11 protein-coding genes are annotated in these 12,876 nt (G+C 43.5%); 6 read left to right on the forward strand and 5 right to left on the reverse strand.

The features are described from left to right. The 4 genes from Q4B82_RS07930 to tal form a co-directional block, all read right to left on the reverse strand. Nucleotides 1-409, reverse strand: a 409-nt coding sequence (locus Q4B82_RS07930) for a hypothetical protein (protein WP_303065912.1), incomplete at its 3' end; no start/stop codon positions are given. A gap of 93 nt (nucleotides 410-502) precedes the next feature. Further along, nucleotides 503-2,113: a subtype B tannase gene (locus tag Q4B82_RS07935; protein ID WP_303065913.1), complete on the reverse strand. Its 1,611-nt coding sequence runs from the start codon at nucleotides 2,111-2,113 to the stop codon at nucleotides 503-505. 255 nt (nucleotides 2,114-2,368) lie between these two features. Then, nucleotides 2,369-3,619 carry a glutamate-5-semialdehyde dehydrogenase gene (locus Q4B82_RS07940; protein ID WP_303065914.1) on the reverse strand — a complete coding sequence of 417 codons (1,251 nt, stop codon included), beginning with the start codon at nucleotides 3,617-3,619 and terminating at the stop codon, nucleotides 2,369-2,371. 78 nt (nucleotides 3,620-3,697) lie between these two features. Beyond that, nucleotides 3,698-4,753 carry a transaldolase gene (tal, locus tag Q4B82_RS07945; protein ID WP_303065915.1) on the reverse strand — a complete coding sequence of 352 codons (1,056 nt, stop codon included), beginning with the start codon at nucleotides 4,751-4,753 and terminating at the stop codon, nucleotides 3,698-3,700. Nucleotides 4,754-4,876: 123 nt separating this feature from the next. Between tal and Q4B82_RS07950 the strand changes: the two genes are divergently transcribed. Then, the gene (locus Q4B82_RS07950; RefSeq protein ID WP_303065916.1) at nucleotides 4,877-5,845 is read left to right on the forward strand and encodes an SIS domain-containing protein; all 969 of its coding nucleotides are present in this window, start codon (nucleotides 4,877-4,879) and stop codon (nucleotides 5,843-5,845) included. Between the two features lie 173 nt (nucleotides 5,846-6,018). Here the strand turns inward: Q4B82_RS07950 and Q4B82_RS07955 are convergent, their stop codons facing one another. Beyond that, nucleotides 6,019-8,640, reverse strand: coding sequence for a TonB-dependent receptor (locus Q4B82_RS07955; protein ID WP_303065917.1), 2,622 nt, complete (start codon nucleotides 8,638-8,640; stop codon nucleotides 6,019-6,021). Between the two features lie 349 nt (nucleotides 8,641-8,989). On the opposite strand from Q4B82_RS07955, the gene Q4B82_RS07960 reads away from it, so the two are divergent. The 5 genes from Q4B82_RS07960 (at nucleotide 8,990) to Q4B82_RS07980 (ending at nucleotide 12,689) form a co-directional block, all read left to right on the forward strand. After that, the gene (locus tag Q4B82_RS07960) at nucleotides 8,990-9,655 is read left to right on the forward strand and encodes an NAD(P)H-dependent oxidoreductase (protein ID WP_303065918.1); all 666 of its coding nucleotides are present in this window, start codon (nucleotides 8,990-8,992) and stop codon (nucleotides 9,653-9,655) included. A 53-nt stretch (nucleotides 9,656-9,708) separates the two neighbouring features. Further along, a complete protein-coding gene (locus Q4B82_RS07965; protein WP_303065919.1) occupies nucleotides 9,709-10,812 on the forward strand; it encodes an anhydro-N-acetylmuramic acid kinase in 1,104 nt (367 codons plus the stop codon). A 293-nt stretch (nucleotides 10,813-11,105) separates the two neighbouring features. After that, complete coding sequence (locus Q4B82_RS07970) at nucleotides 11,106-11,612, forward strand: hypothetical protein (protein WP_303065920.1); 507 nt, start codon at nucleotides 11,106-11,108, stop codon at nucleotides 11,610-11,612. A 101-nt stretch (nucleotides 11,613-11,713) separates the two neighbouring features. Further along, a complete protein-coding gene (locus Q4B82_RS07975) occupies nucleotides 11,714-12,007 on the forward strand; it encodes a hypothetical protein (RefSeq protein ID WP_303065921.1) in 294 nt (97 codons plus the stop codon). 91 nt (nucleotides 12,008-12,098) lie between these two features. Continuing rightward, nucleotides 12,099-12,689 (forward strand): opacity family porin, encoded by a 591-nt coding sequence (locus tag Q4B82_RS07980; protein WP_303065922.1) that lies wholly within the window; start codon nucleotides 12,099-12,101, stop codon nucleotides 12,687-12,689. Nucleotides 12,690-12,876: the final 187 nt, after the last annotated feature.

A 12,876-nucleotide genomic window follows, 5' to 3' on the forward strand; every position in this document is an offset into this window, starting at 1 on the left:
GCGTTTGCGCGTCCAAAGTGTAGAGCGTTTTGGCTTCAATTTCATCGCCCAAAACGCCGTGTGGGTAGGTTTGGCTGTCGGGGTCGCCTAAAAATAAGACTTTATTTTTAAAAACAATCGGCTGACTATCAGGTAAAAGATGAATATTTTTGGCAGAAGCGGCTGTATGCAACTCTTTTTGTGGAAAGGTGCAATTGAGAATGGGATAAAAAATCTCGCCATCTTGTGCTTTGGCAAGCCAACACTCGGGGCTTAACACAAGATTTTTCCATTCCATAGGGGTATTAAAATCTTCATCTGCTATGCGTGTGATTGGCGGCAGGGTGTGTTCCGATGGCGCGACAAAATTCGGCTCAGCTTGACACGCATTCAATAAAAATAAATTCATTAAAATCAAATATTTTATCATGTAAATTTTCCTTTTAGGCTGCTTGAAATAATACAGTCGCAGAATTGAAAAGCACTGACCTTATATTGCATTTTCACTTCCACGACTGTATTTTTATTTTGTGCTGCTGATTTGTTTCGCCCACGCAAACAGCTCTTCCAAATCATAATCACCACCATGTCCCTGCCCCCAAGGTAATGAAAAATCAACTTCTTTTCGCTCATTTTCCAATTTCAATGCCAACAAAGTCGGAATGGCAAGCGAAGTATCGCGGTCGTTCACACCATGACGAATGCGGTAGTATTTTGTTTTTGAAGTGAAATTCATCGCGTTCATCATGTGGACGATTTTCGGGTCGGCTGTTTGGCTGCCTGAAACGGTGCTGTGTTTTGCACCAAACTCGGTAAAGTGTTTTTTATCAATCATTTGGTCGCCAAACAAATTGTTTTCACCTGTGGATAAATCCACGCCATCAAAGGCAGGGGTGGTTTTTTGTCTGCCAACTGATTTAGCGTATGCATCAAAATCCACGCTTTTTACCATACCATTGATGTCGCCTTTCAAGTTGGTTTTTTCCACTTTTAACCAAGTAGCACGTTTGACTTCATCAATTTGCGCTTTATCGTAAGATGTTGTTTCATAACCCAATACATTTTGAGCGGAAAGCAACAATTTATGCTCAATGTATTTTTTGAAACTGCCGTTGCCGTGTTTATCTAAAGTCAAAGACTCTTTGGTTGGCACGACTTTGTTGTTTTGGGTTTTGTAAGTGTGATGATGCAGTTTTAAATTATTGATATAGTTTGGAAAAAGATTTTTCAGGCTGCCTGAAAGCTGAATTTGCTCGGCGGTTTGTGTACCTTTAATCAATTTACGTTCCACATCGTAACCCAATTGATTGATTTGGATTTTTTCGTAATCGTTCACACCATTGAATTGCCATTCGTAAGCCATATCCGCGTGTTCCAAATTGGTAATCGGGCAGTAGGCGGACACAGCAAAGATGTCGTCCGAAGCGTCTGCTGCACCCATTTCACGCAAAAGTGGCGCAAACTCGGGCGCATTACCACTGGTGCCGAGCAATGCCGACAATGCGCCACCTGCTGATGTGCCATTGCTGATGATTTTGTTGGCATCGCCAGCCATATTTTTGTCGTTGAATTTCAGGTATTTAACAGCAGCTTTTAAATCCAAAATGGCGGCAGGCGCGCGACCTGTGGCTTCGGTGCGACCGCGTGCGCCCACGCTGGCAACCACATAACCTTTTGATAATGCGGTCATAATTGAATTTGGGGTTTGTTTACGTCTGTCTAATTGCGGTTTGCTGGCTGTGGCGGGCATGTAGCCGCCAACGTGGTTGGGCAAGAAAATCGGTGCGGTTTGGGCATTGAAACCGTCCACGCTTTCGCCTTTGAAATAGGCTTCGGGAATGTACACATTCATGAATTGATAGCGTGTATCGCTGGGATTTAACACATACACAATGTTTTCAAATGCGCGATACGATACCGTTTGACCATTGAGTTCAAATGATTTTGTTTCGCCTTTTAATTGCGAAAAATCCAAATTTTGCGGAATGGGGTGTTGGGTTAATTCGGTTTTTTTGGGCGACATGACGGGTGCTTTCTGTTCGCTTGTCTGGATAGGAATGTTTTGGTTGGTACTGTGGGAACAAGCAGTCAAAGCGGTAAGCACAATCAAGGACATGATTTTATTTTGTTTCATAATAAATCTTTCCGTCAAAATACGTTTAAAAATACATTATCTGTAATTTATACAGATAATATGCCTTTTGAAATGTTAAAAGCATATTTTCTCAATCTGTTGTATCAATAACATGGTTGATTTCTAGAGTCGCAGAAGTGAAAAAGCAATAAAAGATGACAACGTTTGTTGTGTACAGCAGTAAATAAGGGCGTTGGTAACGCCATAGTGCTTTTTCAATTCTGCGACTATATACATCAGTTTACCTAAAAATGATTATATGCGAATTTGCCCATCACCCAATACCACCCATTTTTGCGAAGTCAAGCCGTGCAAACCCACAGGTCCGCGTACATGGATTTTGTCGGTGGAAATGCCGATTTCCGCACCTAAACCGTATTCAAAGCCATCTGCAAAACGCGTGGAAGCGTTTACCATCACGCTCGCACTGTCCACCAAACGCAAAAAGCGGTTTGCCAGCGTGTAGTTTTCGGTAACAATGCTATCGGTGTGGTGGCTGCCGTATTGGTTGATGTGTGCGACTGCTGCATCAAAATTATCCACAACTTTGACAGACAAAATCGGCGCAAGATACTCCGTCGCCCAATCTGCTTCGGTTGCCACTTCAACATTCGGCAAAATGGCTCGTGTTTTCGGACAGCCGCGCAATTCTACCGATTGGGTCGTGTACAAATCCGCCAATTCAGGCAAAATTTCAGCAGCGCGTTTTGTGTGGATTAACAAAGTTTCCATTGTATTGCAAGTACCATAACGCGAAGTTTTGGCATTGAATGCAATATCCAAAGCCTTTGTTTTATCAGCAAATTCATCAATGTAAACGTGGCAAATGCCGTCCAAATGCTTAATCACAGGCACACGCGATTGCTCACTAATCCGTGCCACCAAACTTTTACCTCCACGCGGAATAATCACATCAATCAAATCAACCGTTTGTAACATATCGCCCACATATTGACGGTCGGTATTTTCCACAAAACACACTGCGTTTTCGGGCAAATCTGCTTGGTTAAGTGCTTGCTTTATCAGCTTTACCAACGCCATATTACTGTGAAACGCTTCGCTGCCACCACGCAAAATACAGGCATTGCCCGATTTCAAACACAAAGCCGCCGCGTCCACCGTAACATTCGGACGAGATTCGTAAATCATGCCAATCACACCAAGCGGTACACGCATTTTGCCTATGCGTAATCCATTGGGACGTAAACGAAATTCGTCCATTTCGCCCACAGGGTCAGGCAGCGCGATAATTTGCAGCAAACCTTCGCGCATGGTTTTCAGGCTGCCTGAATGGATTTTCAAGCGGTCTAACATGGCTTTATCCAAACCTTTTTGTTTTGCATTTTCAAGGTCTTGGGTGTTTGCGGCGAGCAAATCGTTTTCATGTTGCCCAATCAAATCTGCCAAAATCATGAGCGCGTGATTTTTGGCTGCGCTATCGGCTTGGGCGAGTTGGTAAAATGCGGTTTTGGCTTGCGTGGCAATTTTGAAGATGTAATTTTGCATGATGTTTCCTTGTCAAAATGGTTTCAGGCTGCCTGAAAATATTGAAAAGGCGGATATGAAACCCGCCTGTGAAATGATTTATGCCAATGGTGCCAACAATTTGGCAAAGGCTTCTTCAAATTGTTTTAAGCCATCGTCTTGTAAACGCGTTGCCAAAGTTTCTAGATTGATGCCCAAATTTTCTACTTCGGTAATGTGTGCCAATGCGGCTTCGGTGTTTTCAGGCAGCGTTTCTGCTGCGGTACCGTGTGCGATAAAGGCTTTAAGGGTGGCATCGGGAACAGTATTGACAGTATGTTGTCCAATTAAACTATCCACATACAATGTATCTGAATAATCTGGATTTTTTACACCTGTTGATGCCCATAAGAGCGATACTGGATTTGCACCTTGTTGTTGCAGTTTGCTGAATGTAGGTGCAACAAAATACTGTTGCCAATCTTGATAGACAACTTTTGCCAGCGCAATGGCAGTTTTGCCTTGTAAGTTTTCAGGCAGCGTTGTGTCCAAAGCGGCATCTACGCGTGAAATGAAAAAGCTGGCAACCACTTGAATGTGTGCTACTTTGCCACCTGTTGTCAAACGGCGTGTGATGCCTTCTTGGTAAGCGGCGTAGGCTTTGCGGGTTTGTTCGCGTGAAAACAATAAGGTTAAGTTTACACAAATGCCTTCTGCGACCAATTCGGTTAGGGCTTCTAAACCCGCATCGGTGGCTGGCACTTTTATCATGACATTAGGGCGATTGATGGCTGCATACAAACGTTTGGCTTCGACAACTGTACCTTGTGCATCGTGGCTTAATTCTGGCGATACTTCTAGACTCACAAAACCTGTTTTGCCTTGACTGCTGTCAAATTCAGCTCGGCACACATCACAGGCTGCCTGAACATCTGCCACCGCCAATGTTTCATAAATGTCTTTGGCAGTTTTGCCTGCTTGTTTTAATTGAGCGATTTCGGGTGCATAAAGTGCATCGCCTGAAAAGGCTTTTTGGAAAATAGCAGGATTGGATGTTACGCCACATACACCTTGTTCCAGCATATGCGCCAATTCACCACTTTGAATCAAGCTGCGTGATAAATTGTCCAACCAGATTTGTTGTCCCAATTTTTTAACTTCGGCTAAAATGGTCATATTGTGATGCCTTTCTGATTTGTGGTTTTTAAAGTGGACTATGCTAACGCGTTTTGAAGTCTTTGAACAGAGTAAAACCTTTCAGGCTGCCTGAAAATCAGAACCAACAGGAGAATAAAGGATATGTCGGAACATTATTTACAATGGGCGCGTGCCGCTATGCACACCGAATCACACGCGATTAAAGAAGTGGCTGACTCACTTGACACATATTTTACGGCAGCCATTCAGTCATTATTGACATGCAAAGGTCGCGTGATTGTGATGGGCATGGGTAAATCAGGACACATTGGGCGCAAAGCGGCTGCTACTCTAGCTTCAACGGGAACACCTGCTTTTTTTGTCCACCCTGCTGAAGCTGCACATGGCGATTTGGGTATGGTCGCGGATAACGATGTGATTTTGGCTTTGTCCAATTCGGGTGAAAGTGATGAAATTGTACAAATTTTGCCTGCACTCAAACGCAAACGCATTACTTTAATTGGCATAACCAGTAAACCGCATTCCACAATGGCACGCCATGCTGATATACACATTACAGCTTCAGTTTCACAAGAAGCCTGTCCACTGGGTTTGGCACCCACGTCCAGCACCACAGCTGTTTTGGCATTGTGTGATGCTTTGGCTGTGGTTTTGTTGCAAGCACGCCGTTTTACCCCAGATGATTTTGCATTGAGCCACCCAGCAGGCAGCTTGGGACGCAGACTGCTAACTACGGTTGCGGATATCATGGTACGCGATGATGCTGTGCCATCTGTGGTAAAAGGCACTTTATTGAAAACCGCCCTTTTCCAAATGAGTGAAAAAGGTTTGGGCATGTTGGCTGTGGTAGATGAAACAGGCTGCCTGAAAGGGATTGTTACCGATGGTGATTTGCGCCGTTTGTTTGAAACCCGCGACCATTTTGCCGATTTAAAAGTTGATGATGTGATGAAACACAATCCGATTACCTTGCCGCCTGAACGCTTGGCAAGTGAGGCGATTAAGTTAATGGAGGAGAAAAACATCAATGGTTTATTGGTCTGTGATACACACAATCAATTATTAGGGGCATTGAACATGAATATGTTGCTGCACGCACGCGTGTATTAAATTTAAGGCTGCCTGAAAGGGTTTCAGGCAGCCTTAATTGATAGTCATTTCAAATTAAAAAAGTACAGCGTTGCCAACGCCATTATGTATTAATATGAAGTGTACACGGCTCTCGTTATCGCCTTGTCCGTGTTAATTTGAAACGACTATATGTGATGACATTTTTTCTTTCATCAGAATGTTATATTTACCCCTAACACAAAATTACGCCCCATCTGCGGCACATATGGCAAATACGAAGTGTGCGTGTAAATTTTCTGATTGAACAAATTATTGCCTTGTAGGGTTACAGAAAATTCGGTGTTGCCAATGTGCTTGTGGTAGGTTAAACCTGCATTAAGCAAATGATAACCGCGTGTGGTATCTTCTTGAATGGGGAAAGTATTCAAGGTATTGCCCTGTTTGCGTGTTGGGTCATCATCTGATTTGTCGCGCGTGTACAATGAATCAGACGTCTTGTCTTGTGTGAACACGCGCGTGTATTCCAAGTTGGAAGACCAATTTTCACCCCATTGATTGTTGAAACGAAAACCCAAACGAGTAGGCGGTACACGAGAGGCATTTCTGTCGGGACGTTTAACCATTTCATAACCTATAAAACGTGTACAGGTGTCGGGATCGCCCCATTCATCTACACAAGCATATTTTTCGGTCATAACAGGACCATAAATTGCAGGCAACTTGAATAATTTACCACGTACCACGTCGCCAAATACGGTAATTTTGTGGTTTGGTGTGATTTTGAAACCGATTTCACCTTCTACCCCATGAAACCGTGCTTGTGCTTGCAAATAACGGCGTGCATACAAATTGCCTTCGCGATAAATGGTTTCGTTGTGAATATAATTTTTGAAACGGTTTTGGTACGCACTGATTTTGGCGTCCCAACGCTCGCCTGCGTAGCGTAAACCGATTTCATAGTTATTGGAACTTTCTTTACGCAAATCGCGGTTACCATGTTCAAAAGAGTTGGTTGCCAAATGTTTGCCGTGATAGTAGAGCTCCATAGGCGTGGGCAGTCGTTCATTGTGTGAAGCCGTAAACGACAAACGCAATTCAGGTGTAACGTCCCATAACAGGCTGCCTGAATAAGATAAGGCTTTTTGGCGATATGTGCTTAAATCAGGCATGGCGGTATTAGGGGCTTTCGGTGGAGTGTAGATTGCCAATTCGTCCATATTATACTGAATCGGTATGCTTTGTTTTTCCCAACGGGCGGCAGCTTCCAATGTGATGCTGCGCCATTTGAATTGTTCCATACCAAAAATACTGAATTGTTTATTGGTATTGTGTACCAAAGGGCGACGTTGGCGTGGATCGCGTTCGCCAAATGTATTACAGCGTTGGCGTGGGTCACCGTACCTATCGTATTGAATATTGCCATGTTCATCAAGGATGAATTCACAGTCATTGCCATTTACTGCAGGACGGGTAGCATAGCTTTTCTGGGTTTGATATTGCACGCCCCAAACGCCTGTTAATCCTTTAAATGGACTATGATGAATTTCAAAACGGCTGTTAAAACCTTTATTGCCAAAGAAAGCATTGGGTCTGCCTTTGTTTTTTTGTCGTTCCCATAAAATGTGCTCTACTTTTGCTGAGGTATCATTTGGACCGATGTAGGCTTTACCATCATCTTTTTCATCATGATAATAATCCGCCCACGCTAAACTGAGTTTGAATTTGTCCACGCCTTTAAATGGATTACGCCATTCGCCACGTACATCATAGCGTTTGGAAATCATGTCAATAACAGGTCCTGGGCTGCTGTGATCGTGTTTGTGTCCATAAGGGTTGTCGTGGCTATGCTTGCCATTTAAGTCGTGTGATGTGCCCGTATGGGCATCGTGCAAATTATTGGACACATCTTCATCGCGCATCAAGTGTGGATAGGCAAGCAAATATTTGCGTTCGGGTGACCACAGGTTTTTAGCGGTATTAAAAATATGAAATCCCCCTTTATCAAACTGATGATTGTGCCCTGGAATACCATAATGGTCGCGGCGTTTATTGTATGAAGCACCTAAATAAGCTTGCTCGCCCACCCAAGACACACCAATCGTTCCCACATTGGATTTATTGTGCGTATCAGGTAAGTATGTCAAAGTTTCCCCTAGCTTAACCCCAGGTACCTTGTAATTATCTGATTTGCGAATTAAACCTTCGGCACGAATGGCAATGTGATTGCCCAAACCCAAAGTGATACCTGCATTAACCGCTCTTTCTTTACTCGCATAATCAGTACGCACTGCAAACTCGCCCTCCACGCCATGCTTGGGCAGCTTATCTGGAATGCGCTTGTCCACCACATTGACCACACCCGCAGGCGAAGCGGTGGCATACAATAAAGTAGGCGTACCACGCACCAATTCCACCTGCTGTGCCAATAAAGTATCCGCAGCAACTGCGTGGTCGGGCGAGAGCGAAGACATGTCCACCACGTCCGAGCCATTTTGCAAAATTTTGATGCGTGCACCCTCTTGTCCACGAATAATCGGCGCACTTGCGCCACCACCAAACGGATTGCTGTGTACACCTAATTCACCTGCCAATGCGTTGCCCAAAGTAGCAGAGCGGGTTTTGAACGCTTTACCATCAATAACCACATCGCTGGCTTTACGACCACGTGCAAAAGGTAAAGCTGTAGCAATATTGCGTTTACTGCTGACTTGAATCTCTTCTAATTCAATCGCATGCTCTTCTGGTCTGGCTTCATTGATTTCTGCATTGTCTGCCCCAAGTGCATTGGCATAAACCAACATCAGGGCAGTTGTTATGATTTTTCTTGTAAACATCACTTAAACTCAACTCTCAATTGTTATACCATAACAATATTGTAAATTAAGAAATGTTAAGCAGTCAAATAACATAACTTGACATTGATGGCTCATTCAGGTTAAAACTTTGAAAAACCATGATTATGGTGTTCATTTTTTCCACTTAAAGGCTGAAACCTCTACCAAACTCGGCTTATTAGGGGTAGATTTCATATCTGCCCCGTGTTTACTTAAATAAAGTTTTATTTTTATCAAAAAATTGCAAAATAGCGTATAAAATCCATCTCCTACAACCGTGTTAAAATGAGTGTGACCAAAAGTTTCAGGCTGCCTGAAAACCATTTTAATCATAATAGAGATAAGCACAATGACTGTTTTTCTGAAACCTGAACAACTGATTGAAGTATTACGCCAACGCACCGCCACCCGTACTTACAACCCCGAACGCAAAATCAGCGATAACGATTTTGCTGCCATTTTAGAGTGTGCCAGATTGTCGCCCAGCTCTGTGGGTTCTGAACCTTGGCGTTTTTTGGTAGTTCAAAATCCCGCTGTGCGCCAAAGTTTAAAACCCGTTTGTTGGGGTATGGCAACCCAAATTAATGATGCCAGCCATATTGTCGTGATTTTAGCCAAGAAAAATGCACGTTACGACAGTCCTTTTTTCCAAGATGTGATTGCGCGGCGTGGTTTTGTTGGTGAAGAAGCCGCCAACGCCATGCACAAATACGGTCGTTTCCAACAAGATGACATTGCCATTTTAGACAGCGAACGCAGTCTGTTTGATTGGGCAAGCAAACAAACTTATATTGCATTGGCAAACATGATGACAGGCGCAGCTTTGCTTGGCATTGATTCTTGCCCCATAGAAGGTTTTAATTACGCAGCAGTCAATCAAATCATGAGTGAACAAGGTCTGTTTGACCATGCAGAATGGGGTGTTTCCGTTATGCTGACTTTAGGCTACCGTGCCAAAGACATCAAACCCAAATCACGCAAATCATCAGATGAAATCGTGCAATGGATTGCATAGATTGACCGTTTTTGATGTTTTGTGCTTTTCAGGCAGCCTATTTTTCCTAAACCATGAAACACACACAACTTTACATCGGCATCATGTCAGGTACCAGCATGGACGGCGCAGATGCTGTTCTCATCAGCATGAATGGCAGTCAATGGCAAGGGGCATTAGCACATGCTTTCTTGCCCTATTCAGGCTGCCTGAAAACCGCTTTGCTGGATTTACAAAACACAGGCAACAATGAATTACACCGCAGTCAAATTTTGGCGCAAGAACTCAGTTTACTGTACGCCCAAACCGTCCACCAACTGCTCACCCAACAAAACTTGTCCGCCAATAACATCACTGCCATCGGTTGCCATGGTCAAACCATACGCCACGCACCAGAACACAGATACAGTATTCAACTGGTTAATTTACCACTTTTGGCAGAAAAAACAGGTATTTTAACCATAGGTGATTTTCGCAACCGTGATTTAGCAGCAGGCGGACAAGGCGCACCTCTCGTTCCTGCCTTTCATCAAGCTCTCTTTGCCAAAGAAAACACAAGCCGTGTGGTACTCAACATCGGTGGTATTGCCAACATCAGCGTATTGCATGCCAACACACCGCCCATCGGTTTTGACACAGGTGCAGGCAACATGCTTTTGGACGCTTGGGCGCAACACATTTGGCAACACGATTACGATACCAATGGCGAAATTGCCGCACAAGGTTTAGTGCTGCCTGAATTATTGAATAAATTGTTGGCACACCCTTATTTCAAGCAGCCCTATCCCAAAAGCACAGGACGAGAACTGTTTTCTTTAACATGGTTACAAAGTCATCTTCATGGCAAGGAAAACCCATACGATGTAATGCGTACTTTGGTGCAGTTTACCGCCAACAGCATACACGCTGCCATTATTCAGGCAGCCCCCTATGTTCAGCAAATTTATGTCTGTGGTGGCGGCATACGCAATCCTGTTTTAATGAGCTGCCTGAAAACCTTGTTTACCGAACAAGCCGAAATACACAGTACGGCCACATTAAGCCTTGACCCACAATGGGTAGAAGCCGCCGCATTCGCATGGTTGGCTGCCTGTTGGGTTAATCGCACGCCCAGTAATCCCCATATTGCGACAGGTGCAAACAAAGCCCTAATTTTAGGTTCAGGGCATTATGCTTAAACTTCAGGCAGCCTAAAACACAGAAAAACTTGACATCTGTTTCCATTTTCTTTACATTACGCCCCACATTTTTGAAGAGACCAAACATGAAACACTTTATTCTGACTGTTGCAAACTATTGGTGGTACCACGCTAAGGCGCGGTACACTTTGTTATGCGTTGCATAAGGCAACAGTTAGAAAAACAACACAGCCTATACCGCTCCGTTCAAACAAACGTGGCGGTTTTTTTGTATGCAGCCTGAACCGTCATATTCCCCATTCAGGCTGCATTGATTTCACAAGGAAACCGCCATGATGCCCGCTCTAAAACATGAGATTAATGTTCAACCCCCAACACGCCAAATTTGTTTATTAACCGATGGTAATGCCCATCGCACCGATTTGTTTCATACACACAACGGTTTTTTTCACCGAGATATCGTAAGCGAGTCCATGCTGCCTGAAATCCGTTTAATGGCACAAATGATTGCGGCCTCACGTCATGATTTTAATCAGCATAGTCCCAAATTTTTTACCGAAGAAGCCGATTGGTTTGCTGCACGTTTATTGGTGTTACAAGTAGAATCGGTACATCTGGACTTAACATGGTATGCAGTATTACAAGAAGCCAACAGCCGTGCCGCAGAATTTGCCCAACAACATAGTTTACCGTTTCAGGCAGCCTTTATTCGCCCTAGTTTAAACACCAAACGCCCTTTGGGTGTATGGATTGCAAATTGCCGTTTACAAGGCAATTTATCGGCAGATTGGATACAAAATAGTCTCAATCTACGCCACGAAATCGTTAAAATGATGTAAAAAAATCCCCAGTCCGCCTGCTTTTCGGTATATTGCCATACTGTCATTCGACGATTTTGATTACTGAATGAATTACTGAACGAAAGGTTTCAGCTTACTTTATGAACACAAAACTCACTACCGCAGCTTCATTGGCACTTTTGCTTCTTGCCCTACCAGTTGCCGCAAAAGAACCCCAAATCGCCAATAACACATCAGGTTTTTCCGATGCCAATTTGATTACCAGCGCGGCTGCTTCCGCCATTGGTTCGGGCGCAAAAGAACCCTTAAACATCAGCGCAGAAAATGCAGGTGGCAAATCCCAATTAATCATTCAAGGTAGCAATGGCATCACTTGCAAAGTACCCTTATCTGCTGGTAGCACACCACAAATGCAAGGCATCAGTTGTAAATAAAATCATATCTTTGGATTTTCAGGCAGCCTGAAAACCCTTTATCCCTAAACGGTATCAGCCGTTTGTTTTAAACAAAAATAAGGACTGTATCATGACAAAAATCATTCGCTTAACCACATTAATCGCCACATTGGCAGGCAGCTCTTTTGCTGTTGCCGAAACCACCTACAATAATGCTGGCTACAACAATGCCGAAACAGGCTTTTATGTTCAAGGTGATGTAGGTTTGGCACATGTTCGTGCAAACAGCAAATTTGAAAGTATCAAAAAATCCTACAAAGATTCCAAATTCTTACCACGTATTAGTGCAGGTTATGATTTTGGTAATTTCCGTGTAGCTGGCGATTACACGCGCTATGGCAAAGTAGATGAACGTACCAACAACGCAAGCGCACAAACCAAAGCCCACAGCTTGGGTGTGTCTGCCATTTATGATTTCCCAACAGGCGATTTACAACCTTATGTAGGTGCACGTTTGGCAACCAACCACATTAAACGTGTTGAAACCACAACAACGCGCACAGTTAAAGAAAGCGAAACCAAATTGGGTGTAGGTGTATTGGCTGGTGTGGGCTATAAAATTGACAACAACATGACTTTGGACGCCGGCTACCGTTACAATCATTTGGATTCCAATCTGAAATCACATGAAGCTACAGTAGGTTTGCGTTATAAATTCTAAAATCCATTTTCTTATTTAAGAGAATACAAAAGGCTGCCTGAAAACATTTTTGTTGTTTTCAGGCAGCCTAAACTCATTTTATTAAGTCAATCCATATTTTTCCCCATTAACTTAACTTTTCGTGCTTCAAACCCGGGATTATGCCAAATGCCGCCCTCTATTCTCCAAACATATCTATTTTTCGTTA

Source organism: Alysiella sp. (assembly GCF_030525755.1).
In the GTDB taxonomy this organism is placed as follows: Bacteria; Pseudomonadota; Gammaproteobacteria; order Burkholderiales; family Neisseriaceae; genus Simonsiella.